This is a genomic window from Undibacterium sp. TC9W (assembly GCF_049339865.1).
Lineage (GTDB): Bacteria > Pseudomonadota > Gammaproteobacteria > Burkholderiales > Burkholderiaceae_D > Undibacterium.
The window spans coordinates 96854-117890 of the sequence record NZ_JBMPPJ010000018.1; the positions used below are offsets into that span (position 1 = coordinate 96854).

Annotated in this window: 18 protein-coding genes; 13 read left to right on the forward strand and 5 right to left on the reverse strand. The window is 52.0% G+C overall.

The features are described 5' to 3' along the window. The first annotated feature begins 336 nt into the window (after window positions 1–336). Entirely contained in the window at window positions 337–1416 is a 1080-nt protein-coding gene (locus ACO0LN_RS22240; protein ID WP_422977571.1) for an ornithine cyclodeaminase, read from the forward strand. Window positions 1417–1449: 33 nt separating this feature from the next. Beyond that, entirely contained in the window at window positions 1450–2361 is a 912-nt protein-coding gene (gene rocF / locus ACO0LN_RS22245; RefSeq protein WP_422949411.1) for an arginase, read from the forward strand. A 77-nt stretch (window positions 2362–2438) separates the two neighbouring features. Here the strand turns inward: rocF and cadR are convergent, their stop codons facing one another. Further along, entirely contained in the window at window positions 2439–2885 is a 447-nt protein-coding gene (cadR, locus tag ACO0LN_RS22250) for a Cd(II)/Pb(II)-responsive transcriptional regulator (RefSeq protein WP_422977573.1), read from the reverse strand. A 252-nt stretch (window positions 2886–3137) separates the two neighbouring features. On the opposite strand from cadR, the gene ACO0LN_RS22255 reads away from it, so the two are divergent. The 5 genes from ACO0LN_RS22255 (at window position 3138) to ACO0LN_RS22275 (ending at window position 11954) form a co-directional block, all read left to right on the forward strand. Beyond that, on the forward strand, window positions 3138–5441 hold the full coding sequence (locus tag ACO0LN_RS22255) for a heavy metal translocating P-type ATPase (RefSeq protein WP_422977575.1): 2304 nt from the start codon (window positions 3138–3140) through the stop codon (window positions 5439–5441). A gap of 33 nt (window positions 5442–5474) precedes the next feature. Then, on the forward strand, window positions 5475–5843 hold the full coding sequence (locus ACO0LN_RS22260) for a hypothetical protein (protein WP_422977577.1): 369 nt from the start codon (window positions 5475–5477) through the stop codon (window positions 5841–5843). A gap of 143 nt (window positions 5844–5986) precedes the next feature. Then, a complete protein-coding gene (locus ACO0LN_RS22265; protein WP_422977579.1) occupies window positions 5987–7279 on the forward strand; it encodes a TolC family protein in 1293 nt (430 codons plus the stop codon). 8 nt (window positions 7280–7287) lie between these two features. After that, window positions 7288–8808, forward strand: coding sequence for an efflux RND transporter periplasmic adaptor subunit (locus ACO0LN_RS22270; protein WP_422977581.1), 1521 nt, complete (start codon window positions 7288–7290; stop codon window positions 8806–8808). Window positions 8809–8825: 17 nt separating this feature from the next. Continuing rightward, on the forward strand, window positions 8826–11954 hold the full coding sequence (locus ACO0LN_RS22275; RefSeq protein ID WP_422977583.1) for an efflux RND transporter permease subunit: 3129 nt from the start codon (window positions 8826–8828) through the stop codon (window positions 11952–11954). 75 nt (window positions 11955–12029) lie between these two features. On the opposite strand, the gene ACO0LN_RS22280 is transcribed toward ACO0LN_RS22275, so the two are convergent. From ACO0LN_RS22280 to ACO0LN_RS22295, 4 genes are all read right to left on the reverse strand, one after another. Next, window positions 12030–13463 (reverse strand): NAD(P)(+) transhydrogenase (Re/Si-specific) subunit beta, encoded by a 1434-nt coding sequence (locus tag ACO0LN_RS22280; protein WP_422977585.1) that lies wholly within the window; start codon window positions 13461–13463, stop codon window positions 12030–12032. After that, window positions 13463–13786: an NAD(P) transhydrogenase subunit alpha gene (locus ACO0LN_RS22285; RefSeq protein WP_162040008.1), complete on the reverse strand. Its 324-nt coding sequence runs from the start codon at window positions 13784–13786 to the stop codon at window positions 13463–13465. The genes ACO0LN_RS22280 and ACO0LN_RS22285 overlap by 1 nt, the downstream gene beginning before the upstream one ends. 83 nt (window positions 13787–13869) lie before the next feature. Beyond that, entirely contained in the window at window positions 13870–14235 is a 366-nt protein-coding gene (gene panD / locus ACO0LN_RS22290; RefSeq protein ID WP_422977587.1) for an aspartate 1-decarboxylase, read from the reverse strand. A 51-nt stretch (window positions 14236–14286) separates the two neighbouring features. Beyond that, window positions 14287–15402 carry a Re/Si-specific NAD(P)(+) transhydrogenase subunit alpha gene (locus ACO0LN_RS22295; protein ID WP_422977589.1) on the reverse strand — a complete coding sequence of 372 codons (1116 nt, stop codon included), beginning with the start codon at window positions 15400–15402 and terminating at the stop codon, window positions 14287–14289. Between the two features lie 453 nt (window positions 15403–15855). On the opposite strand from ACO0LN_RS22295, the gene ACO0LN_RS22300 reads away from it, so the two are divergent. The 6 genes from ACO0LN_RS22300 to ACO0LN_RS22325 all read left to right on the forward strand — a co-directional run bounded on the left by ACO0LN_RS22300 (window position 15856) and on the right by ACO0LN_RS22325 (window position 21023). Continuing rightward, window positions 15856–16347, forward strand: a complete 492-nt coding sequence (locus ACO0LN_RS22300) for an NUDIX hydrolase (RefSeq protein ID WP_422977591.1) — start codon at window positions 15856–15858, stop codon at window positions 16345–16347. After that, window positions 16344–17441, forward strand: coding sequence for a tRNA 2-thiouridine(34) synthase MnmA (mnmA, locus tag ACO0LN_RS22305; RefSeq protein ID WP_422977593.1), 1098 nt, complete (start codon window positions 16344–16346; stop codon window positions 17439–17441). Before ACO0LN_RS22300 ends, mnmA begins: the two co-directional genes overlap by 4 nt. Window positions 17442–17758: 317 nt before the next feature. Continuing rightward, window positions 17759–18706: a MurR/RpiR family transcriptional regulator gene (locus ACO0LN_RS22310; RefSeq protein WP_162040004.1), complete on the forward strand. Its 948-nt coding sequence runs from the start codon at window positions 17759–17761 to the stop codon at window positions 18704–18706. A 1-nt stretch (window position 18707) separates the two neighbouring features. Further along, on the forward strand, window positions 18708–19682 hold the full coding sequence (locus ACO0LN_RS22315; protein WP_422977606.1) for an isoaspartyl peptidase/L-asparaginase family protein: 975 nt from the start codon (window positions 18708–18710) through the stop codon (window positions 19680–19682). A gap of 116 nt (window positions 19683–19798) precedes the next feature. Further along, a complete protein-coding gene (locus ACO0LN_RS22320; protein ID WP_162040003.1) occupies window positions 19799–20590 on the forward strand; it encodes a prohibitin family protein in 792 nt (263 codons plus the stop codon). A gap of 157 nt (window positions 20591–20747) precedes the next feature. Continuing rightward, complete coding sequence (locus ACO0LN_RS22325) at window positions 20748–21023, forward strand: hypothetical protein (protein WP_422977596.1); 276 nt, start codon at window positions 20748–20750, stop codon at window positions 21021–21023. The last annotated feature ends 14 nt before the right edge of the window (window positions 21024–21037 follow it).

Here is a 21037-nt window from a genome sequence, read left to right on the forward strand (position 1 = left end):
ATTTTGTCATTTTCATTAAATGAGAAATTAAAACACACTAATTATTAATATATGAAACTTAATTTCTATTTACATGAAATTTACATCTTATTTAGCAATCTATTTCTTTTCCCGGCTGGCTACAATGGTAAACAGAATACATAGCACAACAGGTGCGCAAGAGCCTGATGCGAAATGGGTCTGGTGGATTTTCAAAAACATCACTCTTCTTTGAAAGAGTGAATGGAAGTCTCGCAACATCAGGAAAACCAGGGTGATTTCGCAATAGCCTCTGAAATGTGTTCCCGCAAGTCCTTATACATAAATACTGTAAATACGGTAAACACGGAGAACATCATGGTGACCTTCATCGGCACAAAAGAACTGCAAAACCACTTGAAGAAGACCAGGCTGGAAGATGCCATTGCGCGTCTGGCTGGCATGATCAAGGAAGATTATTTGCGCTGGCAGTCATTCGACAAATCGGCACGCGTGGCAAATCACTCCGACGTGGGTGTCATAGAACTGATGCCTATCTCTGACGGTAGCCAGTACTCATTCAAATACGTCAATGGTCACCCAAAAAACACCCAGGCTGGTTTGCTGACGGTAACTGCCTTTGGCGTACTGGCTGATGTGAATACCGGCTACCCCCGCCTGCTGTCAGAACTGACACTGACAACCGCCATACGCACCGCCGCCACCTCGGCGCTGGCAGCGACTTACATGGCGAGGCCAGACAGCCGTGTCATGGCACTGATAGGCAATGGTGCACAAAGTGAGTTCCAGGCAGTGGCTTTTCATGCCATGCTGGGCATCAAAGAGTTGCGCGTATATGACATAGACCCTGCAGCAACCGACAAATTAATTCATAATTTGCGTATGTATCCAGAATTAAGGGTGATACGTGCCAACTCCACTGCCGAGGCAGTCAAGGGCGCGGACATCGTAACCACGGTGACAGCAGACAAAACCAATGCCATCATACTGACCCCGGACATGATAGAACCCGGCATGCACATAAATGGCGTAGGTGGTGATTGCCCAGGCAAGACAGAATTGCATGCAGATATTTTGAATAACGCGCATGTGGTGGTGGAATATGAACCGCAATCCCGCATAGAAGGTGAATTGCAGCAAATGCCGGCGGACTTCAAGGTAACCGAGTTGTGGACTATCCTGGCAGGTAATGCCACAGGTCGCAGCCATGCCGAGCAAGTCACGGTATTTGATTCTGTAGGATTTGCGCTGGAAGATTTTTCTGCCATGCGTTATCTGGAAAAATATGTCATGCAGGCCAATTCACCGGTACTGGACCTGATACCTGAAATGATGAACCCGAAAGACCTGTTTGGTATGGGAATGGCAGCAACAAGCACAAATGTTGCCAGCCCTGCCCGTAGCAATACAGAATGTGCAGTACCAATAAACGCCTGAAGTCTATCCGACAGGGCATTACACTAGAAACGAATGAAAACCATTTCCTTAATTGGAGCGCCTACCGATGTAGGCGCAAGCGTCAGAGGCGCGGGCATGGGGCCTGACGCATTACGTGTCGCAGGCCTGAACGAGGCTTTGACGGCACGCGGCCTGAAAGTCATTGACCATGGCAATTTGCATGGTCCGGCCAATCCCTGGGAACAACCAGTGAATGGCCTGCGCCACCTGAAAGAGGCGATAGACTGGAACCAGGCCGTGTATGACGCCGTTGATAAGGCCTTGCAAGATGGCCACATGCCCATGATGCTCGGTGGTGATCATTGCCTGGCAATAGGCTCCATCAGCGCGGTGGCGGCACACTGCCGCCGCGTTGGCAAAAAATTGCGCGTCTTATGGTTTGATGCCCATGCCGACAGCAATCTTTCGACCATCAGCCCTACCGGCAATATCCACGGCATGCCTGTCGCCTGCCTGATGGGTCATGGTCCGAAGGAGTTGATCAACTATAGCGGCCAGACTCCTGCCATACAACCTACCGACATACGCCTGATAGGCATACGCAGTGTCGATGATGGCGAGCGCAAGTTCATTCATGAAATGGGCATGCAGGTATTCGACATGCGCTACATCGATGAATACGGCATGCGCAATGTCATGTCTTCCGTGCTGGCCAATCTGGACAGCAATACCCATTTGCACGTGAGCTTTGACCTTGACTGCCTGGACCCAGGCATCGCCCCTGGTGTAGGCACGGCAGTGCTAGGTGGCCCCAGCTACCGCGAAGCACAGTTGTGCATGGAAATGATTGCCGACACCGGCCTGATGGCATCGCTGGATGTGGTAGAGCTAAACCCTGCGCTCGATGTGCGCAACCAGACTGCGGTACTGGCAGTCGATTTGATCGAAAGCCTGTTTGGCAAATCAACGCTGGTCAGGATGTAAGCGAGAATGTAAGGAATATCAGGTCATCGGCCGTTTTTTGCTGATGACCTGTTCAATCTTCAAAGGCTTTGTAGCCATCAATGACAGCCACTACCGTGGCTACCCAGATTACGCACCGGATGCTCTTCCGCCGTACCCAGATTCTGCAAAATACCGCAATCTTTTGTTGCCTGCGCGCTGGTGCATAACTTGCGTAGGGACTTTAACTGTGACTCCAGTCCCTTCAACTCCCTGATGCGGAGCGCGACATGTTCTATATGTTTGTCGAGCAAGGCATTTACTTCTGAACAATTATCCTCAGGCGCATCGCGGAACTGCAATAGCTGGCGTATTTCATCCAATGTCATATCCAGAGAACGGCAATGCCGTATGAATTGCAGGCGCTCTGCATGCATTTCACCATACAGGCGGAAATTGCCCTGCGAGCGGCTGGCTTGTGGCAACAAGCCCTCTTTTTCATAGTAGCGTATGGTTTCTACCAGGCAACCGGAGCGTTTTGCCAATTCGCCAATTTTCAATTCCATTTGTGTGCCTCCATCAATTTAAATCTAGTGGACTGTAACAGTGGAATCGAGAGTGAAGGACATGTGCCCGGCGCATCAGGGCAAGACGCAAAACACAGCGATAGCGGGGCTATCGCGAGTATTTGCAACGCAGCCATGATCGTCGCGCACATGGCAGGCACTCCGATTTTCACTGTTACAGTCCACTAATGCTTGACTCTATACCTGCTACAGGGTGTCTAATGCTCACTATACCTCTTTTCCGGAGTCAGCATGGCGCATCAGCATCAACACGATCATTCAGGGCATGGCCATGGACATAGCCATGGACACACTCATGAACATGGCGATGAACACAAGCATGAATCAGCGCACAAGCATGCGCATAGCTGTTGCGACCACGGTGAGGTCAAAGTGGCGCCGGAGAATGAAAAGCCTATAGCCTCACCTGCCGGTACATCGACCGTGGTGTATTCCATAGAAAACATGGATTGCCCGACGGAAGAAGGCTTGATACGCAATAAGCTGAGCCCCATGCCCGGCATAGCACAGCTTGATTTCAATCTCATGCAACGCAAACTGACGGTCAGCCATACGCTGGAAGACCAGGCAAAGATACAAGCTGTACTAACTTCGATCGGCATGCAGGCCGTGCTGTTAAGCGGAGATGGCAAAGACAATGAGGATGCAAGCGCAATACCGCCAGCAAACCCTGCACACAAATGGTGGTTGCTGGGTGCTGCCGGCGTAGCTGCAGTACTTGCCGAAACCTATGCCTACATCAGCGGCGCAGAAAAAGCCTGGCCCGTTATGCTCTTATCTGCCCTGGCGATACTGCTCAGTGGCACCAGTACCTATAAAAAGGGCTGGATAGCGCTGAAGAACCTGAACCTGAACATCAATGCCCTGATGACGATCGCCGTCACCGGTGCGCTGATCATAGGGCAATGGCCAGAAGCTGCCATGGTCATGGTCTTGTTCAGCCTGTCAGAAGCCATAGAAGCAATGTCGCTGGACCGCGCCCGCAATGCCATACGCGGCCTGATGGCAATGACGCCAGAGACAGCCCGTGTCTTGCAGGCAGATGGTAGCTGGCAGGATGTCGCAGCAAAAAACATCGCCATAGGCGCTACGGTAAGGGTTGCTCCGGGTGAACGCATCCCGCTCGATGGCGAACTCAGCAAGGGCCAATCCTCAGTCAACCAGGCCCCCATCACGGGCGAGAGCATACCGGTTGCCAAAACTATCGGCGACAAGCTGTTTGCTGGCACCATCAATGAAACTGGTTCTTTTGAATACCGCGTGACCGCTGCGCAAACTGACTCCACCCTGTCGCGCATCATCCACGCTGTTGAAGAAGCGCAAGGCAGCCGTGCGCCTACACAACGCTTTGTCGATAGCTTTGCCAAGGTATACACACCCATTGTGTTTGTACTGGCACTCGGCGTCATGCTCTTCCCTCCCCTGTTGCTGGGCCTGCCTTGGATGGTGTGGATATACAAGGCGCTGGTCTTGCTGGTGATTGCCTGCCCATGTGCGCTGGTTGTCTCTACCCCTGTGACTGTAGTCAGCGGGCTGGCTGCAGCGGCCAAGGCGGGCATACTTATCAAAGGTGGCGTGTATCTGGAGGAAGGCCGCAAGCTGAAGTCACTGGCGCTCGATAAAACCGGCACCATCACCCAGGGCAAACCTGTTGTCACTGATGTCAAACTACTCAATGGTGAAGAGGCCATTGCATTGCAACTGGCAGCCAGCCTGGCAGGCCGCTCTGACCATCCGGTGTCGGGCGCAGTGACTGCCTATTCGACAATGCAAGGCAGCAGCGCATTGGAGGTTGTTAACTTTGAGGCCATTGCAGGCCGTGGCGTTAAAGGCCAGATAGCGGGCAAATGGTATTACCTTGGCAATCATCGTCTGATAGAAGAACTCAACATTTGCAGCCCGGCTACCGAGGCAGCATTGTTCGCGCTGGAAGCGGAAGGCAAGACAGCGGTCATCATTGCGAATGAAGAAAAGGCATTGGCGGCAATAGCCGTGGCAGACACTGTGCGTGAAAGCAGCCGTCAGGCGATTGCAGAACTGCATGCGCTGGGCATACGCACTGTCATGCTGACCGGCGATAATGAAATGACGGCAAAAGCCATCGCAAAAAACGTGGGCATTGATGATGCGCGAGGCAATCTGCTGCCGGAAGACAAACTGGCCGCCATCAATGACGAGCTGACCAGTCACGGCACGGTCGGCATGGTCGGTGACGGCATCAATGATGCGCCAGCGCTGGCCAAATCCAGTATAGGCTTTGCCATGGGTGCGGCAGGTACGGACACGGCGCTGGAAACGGCTGACGTTGCCCTCATGGATGATGACTTACGCAAGATCCCGCAATTCATCCGCCTGAGCCAGCGCACTGCGGCTATACTGAAACAGAATATCGCACTGGCACTGGGTATCAAGCTGGCCTTCCTCGTCATGGCAGTCATGGGCATAGCGACTTTATGGATGGCGGTATTTGCTGATATGGGTGCAAGCCTGCTGGTGATTTTTAACGGTTTGCGTCTGGTTCGCCGTCTGAAATAGTGACAACAAGCTTTAGGGTTTATAATTCACACCATGCTTAAAAAGTTCATCCTTATGATCATCGTCGCCTTCACTCTCCAGCTAAGCTGGTCGGTGGCGAGTGCGTATTGCATGCATGAGACGGACAAGACTGCGCAACACTTTGGGCATCATCCGCATGAGCATGAAGCCAGGGATGGTGACAATCATGCTGATAAATTTGCAGACAAATCAGCAGCAAAAAAAGCAGCTTCCCACCCAGACTGTGCGTCGTGCGCACATAGTCCACTGGGTGCGGATTCATCCAATCTGCCGCTGACAGAATCGACGCTGACCACTTATCAACTCACTGCGGCATCGCAGCAGACTCCTGCGCCTTTCCTTGCGCAACCTGAACGTCCCAAATGGATGGCCTTCGCCTAAGTCCGGCGAGGCATCTGTCTATATTCATTTCATTGCTTTTTTTTCGTCACGTATTTTTATACGTGCAACGTGAAGTATTTAACAAGCTAGAAACTTGACAGCTACTTGCTGGATTCTTCCTTTTCGTTTTTCAGGAGAATGCCATGCAAAAATTATTCTTGCCACTCGCTGTAGTGGCTGTACTACTGTGCACTATGCTGTTTCCAGCATCAGCACAGGCACAAACATCAGTAAAAAACTCATCGCCTTTGACCAACGCTGGCGTAATGACCTTGCCCATGGCAATAGCACAGGCGCTTGCCAATAACCCCGACATCGCTGCTGCCAGGCGTGAAGTGCAAGCCAGCGAGGGTGCATTGCGCCAGGCTGACGTTATGCCCAACCCTGAACTGTCTGTACTCATGGAGGATGCCAGGCAAGACAGTCGTAGCACCACCATACAAATCAACCAGCCACTGGAACTGGGTGGCAAACGCGGTGCACGCATCAGCGTCGCCGAGCGTGGCCGCAGCCTTGCATTGAATGAACTTGCGATCAAATCAGCCGAGATCAGGGCTGCCGTCACCACACATTTCTTTGCTGTGCTGATTGCACAAGAACGCCAGCGTCTGGCCACTGCTTCACTGGAACTGGCTCAACGCGCCAGCCATGCTGCCAGCCGCCAGGTCAGCCTGGGGAAAATCCCGCCACTGGAAGCCACCAGGGCAGGCATCGCAGAATCTGGTGTGCGTGTGGAACTGGCGCAAGCCAATAGTGAATTGCTGATGGCCAGGCAGCGTCTGGCTACAGCCATGGGCAACAAACTGGCTGCTGAGCAGCAATTGCAAGCTGAATTTCATACCTTGCCCGCCTTGCCCGACATGCGAAAACTGACACAAGCCCTGTCCCGTTCACCATTGATGCAACGCGCGCAACTGGAAGTGGACAAACGCCAGGCCATGTCAGCACTGGAAAAAAGCAGGCAAATACCGGACCTGACTTTAAGCATAGGCAACAAGCGCGAGCAGCAAACTGGCCGCAACCAGGCCATCGTCGGCATCAGCATCCCGCTGAATCTGTTTGACCGCAACCAGGGTAATTTGCAAGAAGCACTGAGTCGCGCAGACAAGGCCAGGGATGAATTGACGGCCACAGAAAACCGCCTGCATGGCGAATTGCTGCAAGCCCATCAACGCCTGAGCCTGGCCAGAGAAGAAGCGGAGATGCTGAAAAAAGAAATGCTGCCCGGTGCACAACAGGCATATGAGCTTGCCATCAAGGGCTTTGAATACGGCAAATTCAATTTCATGGATGTGCTGGACGCCCAGCGTTCATTGCTGCAAGCAAGGGCGCAATACTTGCGCAGCCTGTCAGAAGCCCAGCGTGCTGCGGCGGATATCGAGGCTTACATAGGTGACAGTGAATTCAGCCTGTTCACCGCCACCTCTTCATTTTAGGATTTTGTATGAAACTGAATATCAATAAAAAAACTGCCGTGCCAGTCATCATCGTCATCCTCATAGGTGCAATATTGGCTGCGCTGATACTGGGCGCAGGAAAATCAAAAAAAACTGATGATCATGGCAGCCATGCAGAACAGGCTGAACATGCCGACAAAGAACATCACGATGAAAACAATGAAACGGCCAAAGGCCCGCATGGTGGCAAGCTGTTCAGCAAGGATGGTTATGCACTGGAAGTGACTATTTTCGAACAAAATACGGCACCAGAATTTCGCCTGTATGCCTACCTGGACGGCAAGCCACTGCCACCTGCAGCAAACAACGTCAGCATCAATCTTGAACGTCTGGGCGGGGCAGTACAAAACTTCAAGTTCAGCACAGAAAAAAATTATCTGAAAAGCGATGCCATTGTCGAAGAACCGCATTCCTTCAAAGCCAGTATCACAGCGCAGCATGCGGGCAAGAGCTATCAGTTCAATTATGAGCAGATAGAGGGCCGCGTCAGCATGAATGCCTTGAAGCGCAAGCAAAATGGCGTAGAGACAGAAATAGCAGGCGCAGTGAAACTGCAAAGCAATCTGAATTTACTGGGTGAAGTGAAACTGAATGAAGACCGCATGCTGCAAATTGTGCCGCGCCTCGCAGGTGTCGTAGAAAGCGTGGCGGTGAATGCAGGTGACAAGGTCAGCAAAGGACAACTTCTGGCGGTGATATCCAGCGAGGCATTGGTGGACTTGCGTACTGAAGTGCTGGCAACCCAAAAACGCCATGCACTGGCACGCAGTAATTTTGAGCGAGAGAAAAAACTCTGGGAAGAAAAAATCTCGGCTGAACAGGATTATCTGCAAGCCCGCAATGCCATGCAGGAAGCCGACATCACCCTGCAAAGTGCGCAACAAAAACTGGCTTCCCTGGGTGCTGGCATGGCTACAAAGGGCAACCTGAACCGCTATGAAATCCGTTCACCCATCGCAGGCACAGTGACCGAGAAACACATCAGCATGGGGCAGTCACTCAAGGATGATGTTGCCATCTTTACGGTAGCCGATCTCAGCAGTGTCTGGGTGGAAATCGCGATACCTGCCAAAGACCTCAACAATGTCAGGACAGGCCAGAGCGCCAAAGTCAGCGCCAACGCCTTTGATGCAACGGCAGAAGGCAAGCTCAGCTATGTAGGTGCAGTCATGGGGGAACAAACCCGCACAGCCAAAGCACGCTTGCTGCTGCCCAATACCAAGGGGGCATGGTATCCCGGCCTGACTGTGAATGTAGCCCTGCTGTCAGCCGAAGTGGAAGTACCGGTTGCGATAGTCAATGAAGCCATACAAATCATTGATGAACAAGCCACGGTGTTTGCCAGCTATGGCGATCAGCTGGAAGCCAGGCCGGTGGAACTGGGACGCAGCGATGGCAAGTACACAGAAATACGCAAGGGCTTGCAGGCTGGTACAGCCTATGTTGCCAAGAACAGTTTCCTGATCAAGGCTGAGCTCGGCAAAGCTGCCGCCAGTCATGAGCACTAAGAGCAGGAGCGCACATCATGTTTGAAAAAATTATACAATTTTCGATAGCGCAACGCTGGCTGGTCATCATGCTTACACTGGCGCTGGCGGCACTGGGCATCTTCAGTTACCAGCGCCTGCCGATTGATGCCGTGCCGGACATCACCAATGTCCAGGTACAGGTCAATACCGCTGCCCCTGGCTACTCACCACTGGAGGCTGAGCAACGCATCAGCTTTCCCATAGAAACCGTGATGGCAGGCCTGCCTAACCTGCAACAGACGCGTTCATTGTCACGTTATGGCTTGTCGCAAGTGACCATCATCTTCAAGGATGGTACTGACATTTACTTTGCCCGCCAGCTCGTCAATGAACGCATACAGGAAGCCAAGGGCAAACTGCCAGCAGGCATAGAACCTGGCATGGGGCCTATCTCCACGGGTCTGGGTGAGATTGTCATGTGGACAGTCGAGAGCAAGGAAGGCGCACTCAAGGCGGATGGTCAGCCCTACACGGCTACCGACCTGCGTGAAATACAGGACTGGATAGTCAAGCCACAATTGCGCAATGTCGCAGGCGTGACCGAGATCAATACCATAGGTGGTTATGCCAAGGAATTCCTGGTTGCACCATCGCCAGAAAAACTGGTGGCACATGGACTGAGCTGGCAAGACGTCGTCACTGCACTGGAAAAAAATAATGGCAATGTCGGCGCTGGTTATATAGAAAGACGTGGCGAACAATATCTCGTCAGGGCACCGGGGCAACTGGCTTCCATGGATGACATACGCAATGTGGTCGTCAGCACCCAGAAAAATATTCCTGTCCGCATCAACGATATCGCCGAAGTCAGCATAGGCCGTGAATTGCGTACTGGTGCGGCGACTGAAAATGGCCATGAAGTCGTACTCGGCACGGTGTTCATGCTGATCGGTGAAAACAGCCGCAAGGTATCGCAGGATGTGGCAAAAAAACTGGCTGAGATCAACCGCAGCCTGCCGCCTGGCATTGTCGCCAGCACCGTATATGACCGTACTGTGCTGGTCGATAAGGCCATCAATACGGTAAAGAAAAACCTGCTCGAAGGTGCCGTACTGGTGATTGCCATCCTCTTTTTGTTTTTGGGGAATATCCGTGCAGCCATCATCACCGCCATGGTGATACCGCTGGCGATGCTGTTCACGTTTACCGGCATGGTGGGCAACAAGGTCAGTGCCAATCTCATGAGCCTGGGCGCACTCGATTTTGGCATCATTATCGATGGTGCGGTGGTCATCGTCGAGAATTGCGTGCGCAGGCTGGCTCATGCACAAGCGGCTACCGGACGCACGCTGAACCGCAGTGAACGCCTGCAGGAAGTGTTCGCCGCCGCCAGAGAAGCCCGCCGCCCCTTGCTGTTTGGCCAGTTGATCATCATGGTGGTTTACCTGCCCATCTTTGCGCTGACCGGGGTAGAAGGCAAGATGTTTCACCCCATGGCGTTTACCGTGGTTGCTGCCCTGATTGCCGCGATGGTCTTGTCAATGACTTTCATCCCTGCGGCTGTCGCCCTGTTCATCGGTGAACACGTTAACGAAAAAGAAAATCGTCTGATGCTATGGGCCAGACAAATCTATCAACCCATGCTGGATTTTGCCCTGCAAAGCAAGGCACTGGTCTTGAGCATCGTCGTGGTGGTGCTTGCCCTGAGTGGTTTGCTGGCCAGCCGCATGGGCAGTGAATTTGTCCCCAGCCTGAATGAAGGTGATATCGCCCTGCACGCCATGCGCATACCCGGCACCAGCCTGAGCCAGGCTTTGCAAATGCAGATAGAACTGGAACATGTGATACGCACTTTCCCCGAGGTGGACAAAGTCTTTGGTAAGCTGGGTACGGCAGAAATTGCCACTGACCCGATGCCACCGAATGTGGCCGATACCTTCATCATGCTCAAGCCGCAAGCGCAATGGCCAGACCCAACGCGCAGCAAGGATGATCTGGTAGCAGCCATACAGGAAGCCGTGGAAAAAGTACCGGGCAATAATTATGAATTTACCCAGCCCATACAGATGCGCTTCAATGAACTGATCTCTGGCGTGCGCAGCGACGTGGCGATCAAAGTGTTTGGTGACGACATGGAAATCATGAACCGCACTGGGGAGCAGATTGCCAGAGTGCTGGAAAAAATGCCCGGTGCTGCCGATGTCAAGCTGGAGCAAACCACCGGCCTGCCTATGCTGAGCATCAACATCAACCGCGAGAAAGCGGCCAGGCTGGGTTTGAATATCAGCGATGTGCAAGATGTGATTTCTGCAGCGATAGGTGGCAAGGAATCTGGCACTCTGTTCCAGGGTGACCGCCGGTTTGATATCGTTGTACGACTGCCAGAAAATGTGCGCAGCGATATCGACGCCATCAAGCGCCTGCCGATTCGTCTGCCGAATGTACAAAATGGAGCGGCCAGTTTCATTACCCTGGCTGACCTGGCAAGCATAGACATGGCACCCGGCCCCAACCAGATCAGCCGTGAAGATGGCAAGCGCCGCGTCGTCGTCACTGCCAATGTGCGTGGCCGCGACATAGGCTCTTTTGTAAAAGAAGCACAGGATCAGCTGGCACAAAAAGTCAAAGTCCCGACGGCTTACTGGACCACCTGGGGCGGCACTTTCGAGCAATTGCAATCTGCATCACAGCGCCTGCAAATCGTCGTCCCCGCAGCTTTGCTACTGGTCTTCATGCTGTTGTTCGCCATGTTTGGCAATATCAGGGACGGCTTGCTGGTATTTACGGGTGTACCGTTTGCCCTGACTGGTGGCATAGTCGCCCTGTGGTTGCGCGACATACCCTTGTCGATTTCAGCAGGCGTAGGCTTTATCGCCCTGTCTGGTGTTGCGGTATTGAATGGCCTGGTGATGATTGCCTATATACGCAGCCTGCGTGAAGAAGGAATGCCGCTGGACAGCGCAATCCAGCAAGGTGCATTGACACGCCTGCGCCCGGTATTGATGACGGCGCTGGTAGCATCGCTGGGCTTCATCCCCATGGCGCTGGCGACAGGTACAGGAGCTGAGGTGCAGCGGCCACTGGCGACGGTGGTGATAGGTGGCATACTGTCATCCACCTTGCTGACCTTGCTGGTGCTGCCTTTGCTGTATCAACTGAACCATCGCAAGACAGATAAACCTTAATCCAGACTAAAACAAAATGCCCGGGAGTGAATATCGCTACCGGGCATTTTTTACAACTCAGCTTGGTTCAGCTAATTACTCAACAGCCTTCACCATATCTTCAATGACTTTCTTGGCATCGCCAAACACCATCATGGTTTTATCCATGTAGAACAATTCATTGTCCAGACCTGCATAGCCAGAAGCCATGGAGCGCTTGTTGACGATAACGGTCTTGGCTTTATAGGCTTCCAGGATAGGCATGCCAGCAATCGGTGATTTGGGGTCTTTTGCCGCAGGATTAACCACGTCATTCGCACCCAATACCAGCACAACGTCAGCCTGGCCAAATTCGCTGTTGATGTCTTCCATCTCGAATACCTGGTCGTAAGGCACTTCTGCTTCTGCCAGCAAGACATTCATATGACCAGGCATGCGCCCTGCCACAGGGTGAATTGCATACTTGACGGTAATACCTTTGTGCGTCAGTTTTTCTGTCAGTTCTTTCAGGGCATGCTGGGCACGTGCTACCGCCAGGCCGTAGCCAGGAACGATGATGACAGTCTCGGCATTGCCGAGCAAGAAAGCCACGTCATCAGCAGAGCCGGACTTGACCGTACGCTGGGCCTGATCGCCAGTAGCAGCGGCGGCAGCTTCGCCACCAAAACCACCCAGTATCACATTGAAGAAAGAACGGTTCATCGCCTTGCACATGATGTAAGACAGGATGGCACCGGATGAACCCACCAGCGAACCAGCAATGATCAACATGGAGTTATTCAGCGAAAAGCCAATACCTGCAGCCGCCCAGCCAGAATAACTGTTCAGCATCGACACCACCACCGGCATATCAGCACCACCGATAGGGATGATGATGAGTACGCCCAGCACAAAAGCCAGGGCCGTCATGATGATGAACGGTGTCCAGCTTTGCGTGACGCAAAAGGCAATACCGCAACCCAGCATGGCAATTGCCAATACCAGGTTCAACTGATGCTGGCCACTAAAACTGACCGGCGCGCCCTGGAACAAACGGAACTTGTACTTGCCCGACAATTTACCAAAAGCGATGACGGAACCAGAGAAAGTAATCGCACCGACAAAAGTACCGATGAACAATTCCAGACGGTTACCAAAAGGGATAGGCTGGTCTCTTGCGACGATATTGAATACCCAGGGTTCAGACACAACGGCTACGGCGATACACACCGCTGCCAGACCGATCAATGAGTGCATCGCAGCAACCAGTTCCGGCATCTTGGTCATCTCTACGCGTTTGGCCAAAGTTGCACCTATGCCGCCACCAACGATGACGCCAATGGCAACCAGGCCATAGCCCAGACCTGCACCGGCGCTCTCGTTTTTCAGCTTGACGATCAAGGCAATGGTGGTCGCGACTGCGATTGCCATGCCTATCATGCCAAAACTGTTACCACGACGTGCGGTAGAAGGATGGGACAAACCTTTGAGGGCCTGGATAAAGCAAACGGATGCGATCAGATAAAGCATCGTTACCAGATTCATGCTCATTATTTGCCCTCCTTGTCAGCATGGGCAATGGCTTTAGGTTCTTTTTTCTTGAACATTTCCAGCATCCTCTGGGTAACCAGAAAACCGCCGAATACATTCACTGCTGCCAGTGCTACGGCTGCCGTGCCCATCACCTGGGCCAGCAGGCCTTCGGTCAGACCGGCGGCCAGCATGGCACCGACGATGATGATGGCAGAAATGGCATTCGTCACCGCCATCAAAGGCGTGTGCAGGGCCGGTGTTACTGTCCACACCACGTGGTAACCGACATAAATTGCCAGCACGAAGATGATGAGATTGGTAAGGGTATGACTAACTTCCATGATGTCCTCTCTTTAATTGGATTGAGACATGCAAATCGCTGGATGGGCAAACAAGACTTTGAGTACTGCCTGCCCTGGCTACGTTATTTATACTCTTTAATACTGGTGATCTGATTCTTGCCATTGACGAAAACAACATTCGGTTTATACGCCTTTGCTTCTTCTTCTGTCATCGCCGCATAGGTACAGATAATCATCAAATCGCCCAGTTGTACGCGGCGGGCTGCAGCGCCATTGAGTGAAATTTCACCGCTGCCACGTTTGCCCTTGATGGCATAAGTGGAGAAGCGTTCACCGTTGTTGACGTTATACAGCTCTATCTGTTCGTTTTCGATGATGTTGGCAGCGTCGAGCAGATCTTCATCGATACCGCACGATCCTTCGTAGTGCAGGTCACACTGGGTTACAGTTGCGCGATGAATTTTGGCGCGGAGCATATTTCTTTGCATGGTCTTTCTACTTTCTGATACTGATTGCTAAAAACTTTAAAACTTTTTATTCTATTTCTTTAAGACTTCACCACCTGAGCAAACCAGGGTGGCAGCGACGATTTCATCTTCACGGTTAATCGCCAGTGCAGCATCCTTGTCGATAATGAGCTTCAAAAAGTCCAGCACATTACGGGAATAAAGGGCCGATGCATCAGCTGCCACCAGGGTTGCCAGGTTAGGCTCGCCTATGATGTGTACACCGTATTTGGTGACTGTTTTGTTGAGTTCGGACAAGGGGCAATTGCCACCCTGCTCTACCGCCATATCGACGATGACTGAGCCTGGCTTCATGGCTTTTACTGTCTCTTCCGAGATCAGGATTGGTGCCTTGCGGCCAGGGATCAAGGCTGTCGTAATGATGATATCAGCCTGCTTGGCACGTTCATGCACGAGAGCAGCCTGCCTTTCCATCCACGCTGCTGGCATCGGGCGAGCATAGCCACCTACGCCTTTGGCGATCTCGCGTTCTTCATCGGTTTCATAAGGCACATCGATAAATTTTGCACCCAGCGATTCAACCTGTTCCTTGACGGGCGGGCGTACATCCGACGCTTCAATCACTGCACCCAGGCGTTTGGCTGTGGCAATCGCTTGCAAGCCTGCAACGCCCACGCCCATGATAAGCACCCGTGCGGCCTTGACCGTGCCCGCCGCTGTCATCAGCATGGGCATGAAGCGTTGATAGGTATTCGCGGCCAGCATGACAGCCTTGTAACCGGCGATATTGGCTTGCGAAGACAATACATCGAGCGACTGCGCACGGGTAATGCGCGGTGCAGCTTCGAGTGCAAATGCGGACAGGCCGTGTGTGGCCATAGCCGCAATATTGTCAGCATCAAAAGGATTGAGCATGCCAACCAGCACCGTGCCTGACTTCATCAACGCACGTTCTTCTGCATTCGGGGCACGTACTTTCAAGACCAGCTCAGCGCCCAGTGCATCGGCAGCAGTGCCAATTTCTGCACCTGCAGCCCGGTAGGCCTCGTCAGTAATACTGGAAGCCACGCCTGCACCAGACTGCACGATCACCTGGTGTTTGGCGGCGACATATTTTTTGATGGTTTCTGGGGTTGCCGCTACACGCGTCTCCCCCGGCCGTGACTCGGCGGGTATGCCGATTTTCATAGATTTGCTCCCTTTTTTAGTGTGAATATTGGTGTATCAATTTCGTGCTGAAAAGGCCAAGGGTAAGCTCTGACCTTTCCATTATTTTTTTGCTGATGCGGGCCACTAGTTTTCTTACCCGAATCTTACATTTGATATTCGACAACGATATTACACGCAAAATGTTTTTTAGCACAACCGTTCACTTTTTTGTATTTTCTACAAATTTCTTTAAAGAATCATGCTGATGACGCCCTGCAGACATCTATAAAACTAAATTATTTCCTTTAAAAACAGTCACTTGAAACTAAAATCAAAAACCGTACAAGTTTGGTGCAAAATCAAAATACAGCGAAAGCACAAAAATAAGCGAGCATAGATAAATTACGCATTAGCTAATTCGCTTTCAAATTTGCTGGTTTGCCACACAAAATTTGACGGCAAAGTAAAATGTCGGACTTACCGAGAGAAGCCATGTCTGCCATTTGGAAACCATCCGTCACTGTAGCCGCAATTATTGAGCGCGACCAACAGTTTTTCATGATTGAAGAAGAAACTATTGATGGCGTGCGCATCAACCAGCCCGCCGGTCATCTGGACCCGGATGAAAGCCTGCAACAAGCCGTCATCCGCGAAACCCTGGAAGAGACTGCACACGACTTCACACCGACCGCATTGATAGGCACTTACCTGTCGCGCTTCATTTCACCCAAGACTGGTGAAGAAGTCACTTATCTGCGCTTTGCCTTTACCGGCGAACTGGGCGCGGCACACGACCGCGCCCTCGATACCGGCATCTTGCGCACCGTGTGGATGAGTTACGACGAAATCGCGGCAGCGCAGGACAGGCATCGCAGCCCTCTCGTGATGCAATGCATAGACGATTATTTGCAGGGCAAGCGCGCGCCGCTATCCCTGTTGTTTACCCATCCAAGCGCACTTGGAAACTTGGAACCGCAAAAATGAGCAAGAAAAAAGTAGTGATAGGCATGTCAGGCGGTGTTGATTCGTCCGTCTCGGCATGGCTGCTGAAAGAACAGGGCTATGAAGTCATCGGCCTGTTCATGAAAAACTGGGAAGATGACGACGATTCAGAATACTGCTCTACCCGCGAAGACTGGATAGATGCCGTCAGCGTTGCCGACGTCGTTGGCGTTGATATCGAAGCCGTCAATTTCGCCAGCGAATACAAGGACCGTGTCTTTGCAGAATTCCTGCGCGAATACCAGGCTGGCCGCACACCGAACCCGGATGTGCTGTGCAATGCCGAAATCAAGTTCAAGGCTTTTCTTGATCATGCGATGAAGCTGGGTGCCGATTACATCGCCACCGGCCACTATGCCCGCGTGCGCGAAATGAATGGCCAGTTCCAGTTGATGAAAGCAATGGACGCCAGCAAGGACCAAAGCTATTTCCTGCACAGGCTGAACCAGAAACAACTGGCAAATACCCTGTTCCCGCTAGGCGAAATCCAGAAGACAGAAGTACGCAAGATCGCCGAGCAACTGCAACTCCCGAATGCGAAGAAAAAAGATTCGACTGGTATTTGTTTTATTGGTGAGCGCCCTTTCCGCGAATTTTTGAATCGCTATCTGTCATACAAGCCAGGCAATATACAAACGCCTGAGGGTGAAATCATAGGCCAGCATGTGGGTCTGAGTTTTTACACCCTGGGTCAGCGCAAAGGCATAGGCATAGGCGGTATCAAGTCGCACCAGAATGCTGATGGCAGCAGCGATGCCTGGTATGTCGCGAAAAAAGATGTGGAAGCCAATACCCTGTATGCAGTGCAGGGCCATGATCATCCATGGCTTTTGTCCGCCGGGCTGGAAGCCGGGCAAGTCAGTTGGGTGGCGGGCGAAGCGCCGCAAGCAGGTGAGCTGTCTGCCAAGACCCGCTACCGCCAGCCTGACGTCGCCTGTCATTTCAGTGGTGACACTGAGCGTTTTCAACTGGACTTCCCGCAAGCGCAATGGGCAGTCACGCCAGGCCAGTCTGCGGTTTTGTATGACGGCGATGTTTGCCTGGGTGGTGGGATTATTGATGTCGCCAGCCGCTAATTGTCGGAAAAAATGAAATGCCCACATGCCTGTGGGCATTTTTTTACCGTTTGGTAAATAACTGAATATGTTTCAATTCACTTTAATAAGTGCCGACAATCTTTTCAATTACACCACCATTAGCTTGCGTAAATTCAGGTAAATTCAGAACAAAATTTGATGTATTTTGTTTATCCTGACAAATCTCCTAAATAGACCAAATTATCCAAAATATGTACGGAGAGAGACATTCATCGATTTGACACGATTCATTTCTTTACAATTTAAATCGATGAAATTATATTTACATTTCTATTTCACCGGAAAAGCCAGCCGATATGAATCGTCCTGATACGCAATCCCTGGGTGGTACTGTTAATGCGCGCATAGGCAAGGTCTATATGAACTTGTCAAAAGCACACAGAAAAGCAGCCGATTATGTGCTGTCGAATGTATTTCGATCAGCCACCATGTCTATCGATGAGCTGGCAAATGCCGTCGGCATCTCGGTCGCCACGGCAAATCGTTTTGCCAGGGCGCTGGGCTTTGAAGGTTATCCGCAATTCCGCGCTGAACTGGTGTATGGCTTTGAAGCCATGCTGGCACCTATTGATAATCTGCGCAGCGAAATCCAGCGACCTGCCACCAGCACAGAAATTATTTCCAGTTCTCTCAATGAAGACATGGCCAATCTGGAGGCTACCCGGCGTGGCCTGGCCCCTGACCTGTGCAACCATGCCGTGCGCCAGATCCTGAATGCGGAAAGAATTTACATCGTCGGCTATGGTGCCAGCGCCTTCCTGGCTGGCCTGATGGCGCATAGTCTGGACCCATTCTGTAATACCGTGCAATCAACCCTGGGCTCAGGCGGGCCATCGAATGTCGCAAGGCAGTTGTTCAAATACACAGAGCGCGATCTGGTCATCGGCATTTCTTTCCCGCGCTATGCAGAAGATGTGGTCACCATCCTGCAGCAGTTGCGCGAAAAAGGTGTACCTATCCTGGCGCTGACGGATGCACCCAGTTCACCATTGGCCTCACTGGCGAACATCACCCTGTATGCGCAAACTCGCCGCAACTTCTCCCCTAACTCTGAAGGTGCTGCGCTGTGCCTGATAGAAGCGATTTGCAGTGCCGTCGCCCACCAGGCCAAAGCCCCCGTGCATGCGGCGTCTGAAATGACCAAGTTCATGCTGCCTTGGCTGTACCAGGAACCGAATGCCACGACCCGCAAATCGCAGGCAGCGGCAGCCAGCAAGATCATCGACATGGACAGGCCAGCATAAAATGGGCGCACCTGCCGCTATCGCCATCCACGGTGGTGCCGGCACTATCTTGCGCAGCAGCCTGACTGCGGAACAGGAAGCGCACTACCTGGAGACTTTGCGGTCTGTCGTTACTGCGGGTAATGAAGTATTGGCACAAGGTGGCAATGCGCTGGATGCCGTTTGCCTGGCCGTCAGTCTGCTGGAAGATTGTCCGCTTTTCAACGCAGGCAAAGGTGCCGTATTCACCAATGCTGGCACCATGGAAATGGATGCCGCCATCATGGATGGCAAAAACCGCCGCGCCGGTGCCGTGGCTTGCATACAGCAGGTGCGCAATCCCGTTCGCGCTGCCAGAGCCGTCATGGAGCACAGCCCGCATGTCTTGATGGTAGGCAAAGGCGCGGAAGAATTCTTGCGCCAGCATGGCCTGCAATTCGAAGACCCGTCGTACTTTTATACCGAAGAGCGCTACGCGCAATTGCAACGCACCCGGCAAGAGTCTGGTATGTTGCTCGATCACGATGCAGCGAATTTGCTGACTTCAGTTTCAGAACCCGCACCACTTGATCCTGATAAAAAATTTGGTACGGTAGGTGCCGTTGCGCTGGATGTACACGGTAACCTCGCTGCCGCCACTTCGACAGGTGGCATGACCAATAAACTACCTGGCCGTGTGGGTGACACGCCTATGCTGGGTGCCGGCTGTTATGCCGACAACCAGACTGCTGCCCTGTCTGCAACAGGTACGGGTGAAGCCTTCATGCGCAGCCTGGCGCTGCATGATATTGCTGCGCAAATGCAATACCTGGGACTGAGCCTGGAGCAGGCTGCCAATAATGTCGTCATGGATAAACTACCAATGTATGAAGGCCAGGGTGGCATCATAGGCATAGACCGGCTTGGCAATATTGTCCTGCCCTTTAATACCGAAGGCATGTACCGCGCTTATCAACGCGTGGGCGAAGCAGCGTTTGCGGCAATTTATGCAAACTAACAGCAAGTAAAAACAGAACGCAAAATAAGCGGTAGTTTTGCCCTCCGATTACCGGGAATACTTATGTAAAAAACACCTATACTGCGGGTGTTTTCATTCCCTGGGATTAAAAAATCATGCGTAGTCTCTTCCCCAAATTTGCGGTCGGCCTGATCGTCTTGCTGGTACTGATCATACTCAACCCTTTCGCTACTATCCCCGCTGGTCATCGAGGTGTACTGACAACATTTGGCAAACCTTCGGATGAGGTTTACAGTGAAGGCATACACTGGGTATGGCCTATTGCCCAAAAAATGCAAAAGGTTTCCGTTGCCATCCAAAAAGGTGAAGGTGACGGTGATGCAGCCTCCAAGGATTTACAAACCGTGCACACCAAGATTGCCATCAACTATCACGTCAGGCCAGATGCAGTGGTCTCGGTTTTCCGCGATCTTGGCAACGAGCCCGGCGAGCGCATCATCATCCCTAGCGTACAAGAAGCAGTCAAGGCAGTAACCGCCCGTTTCACGGCTGAAGAATTGATCTCACGCCGCTCACAAGTGCGTGATGAAATCATCCTGGCCCTGAAAGAACGCATGGCAAGACATGGTCTGGTGGTTGATGAGTTTTCCATCGTCAATTTCAACTTCAGCCGCACCTTCAACGAAGCGATTGAAGCCAAGACGACCGCTGATCAATTGAAGATGAAGGCCGAGCGCGACCTGCAAAGGATAGAAGTCGAAGCCAAACAAAAAGTATCCCGCGCCCGCGCTGAAGCCGAAGCGCTGGCCTTGCAAAGACAGCAAGTCACACCAGAACTGCTACGTCTGCGTGAAACAGAGAACCAGGCCAAGGCCATAGAAAAATGGGATGGACGTTTGCCAACAACGACTGGTGGCGCAATTCCCTTCATTAATGTTGGAAAATGAGCTGGAAAATAAATTGCAAAATAAGTCGGTAAGTAAGTCGGTAAGTAAGTTGGTAAATAAGCAGTAATTAGCGAGGAACAAGCCAGCCATGTCAGACCAAAAATCATCCGCCCGTTTCACTGCGTTTTGCATACTCTTGCTGGTCATCTGGTATGTCATGGACAGCCCCATCGATTTAAACCTAGACTGGAGTCCGGATGATTTTGATATTTTTTCTGATAATGGCTTTTCAATCGGCGGTATCGCCGTGGCACTGATCGCCATCGTCTTTGCCATGATCATGGCTGGGCTGGTGATTGCCGGTGTGTCGTTTTTGCTGGTGGGTTTTGCGGTGCTGATAGGCGGCTTGTTTTTGATGATTTTTTCGCCGCTTTTATTGCCTTTGTTGCTGCTGATTGTGGTGTTGGGGATTTTTAAGAGGAAGTCGCGGTAAATAAGCGATGTACC

Excerpts from the sequence above, each read along its gene's own strand:
- ACO0LN_RS22320 (WP_162040003.1), top strand. The coding sequence starts at position 19,799 with ATGCGTAGTCTCTTCCCCAAATTTGCGGTCGGCCTGATCGTCTTGCTG.
- ACO0LN_RS22265 (WP_422977579.1), top strand. The coding sequence starts at position 5,987 with ATGCAAAAATTATTCTTGCCACTCGCTGTAGTGGCTGTACTACTGTGC.
- ACO0LN_RS22325 (WP_422977596.1), top strand. The coding sequence starts at position 20,748 with ATGGACAGCCCCATCGATTTAAACCTAGACTGGAGTCCGGATGATTTT.
- ACO0LN_RS22260 (WP_422977577.1), top strand. The coding sequence starts at position 5,475 with ATGCTTAAAAAGTTCATCCTTATGATCATCGTCGCCTTCACTCTCCAG.
- mnmA (WP_422977593.1), top strand. The coding sequence starts at position 16,344 with ATGAGCAAGAAAAAAGTAGTGATAGGCATGTCAGGCGGTGTTGATTCG.
- ACO0LN_RS22270 (WP_422977581.1), top strand. The coding sequence starts at position 7,288 with ATGAAACTGAATATCAATAAAAAAACTGCCGTGCCAGTCATCATCGTC.
- ACO0LN_RS22315 (WP_422977606.1), top strand. The coding sequence starts at position 18,708 with ATGGGCGCACCTGCCGCTATCGCCATCCACGGTGGTGCCGGCACTATC.
- ACO0LN_RS22295 (WP_422977589.1), bottom strand. The coding sequence starts at position 15,402 with ATGAAAATCGGCATACCCGCCGAGTCACGGCCGGGGGAGACGCGTGTA.
- ACO0LN_RS22240 (WP_422977571.1), top strand. The coding sequence starts at position 337 with ATGGTGACCTTCATCGGCACAAAAGAACTGCAAAACCACTTGAAGAAG.
- panD (WP_422977587.1), bottom strand. The coding sequence starts at position 14,235 with ATGCAAAGAAATATGCTCCGCGCCAAAATTCATCGCGCAACTGTAACC.
- ACO0LN_RS22280 (WP_422977585.1), bottom strand. The coding sequence starts at position 13,463 with ATGAGCATGAATCTGGTAACGATGCTTTATCTGATCGCATCCGTTTGC.
- cadR (WP_422977573.1), bottom strand. The coding sequence starts at position 2,885 with ATGGAATTGAAAATTGGCGAATTGGCAAAACGCTCCGGTTGCCTGGTA.
- ACO0LN_RS22285 (WP_162040008.1), bottom strand. The coding sequence starts at position 13,786 with ATGGAAGTTAGTCATACCCTTACCAATCTCATCATCTTCGTGCTGGCA.
- rocF (WP_422949411.1), top strand. The coding sequence starts at position 1,450 with ATGAAAACCATTTCCTTAATTGGAGCGCCTACCGATGTAGGCGCAAGC.
- ACO0LN_RS22310 (WP_162040004.1), top strand. The coding sequence starts at position 17,759 with ATGAATCGTCCTGATACGCAATCCCTGGGTGGTACTGTTAATGCGCGC.
- ACO0LN_RS22275 (WP_422977583.1), top strand. The coding sequence starts at position 8,826 with ATGTTTGAAAAAATTATACAATTTTCGATAGCGCAACGCTGGCTGGTC.
- ACO0LN_RS22300 (WP_422977591.1), top strand. The coding sequence starts at position 15,856 with ATGTCTGCCATTTGGAAACCATCCGTCACTGTAGCCGCAATTATTGAG.
- ACO0LN_RS22255 (WP_422977575.1), top strand. The coding sequence starts at position 3,138 with ATGGCGCATCAGCATCAACACGATCATTCAGGGCATGGCCATGGACAT.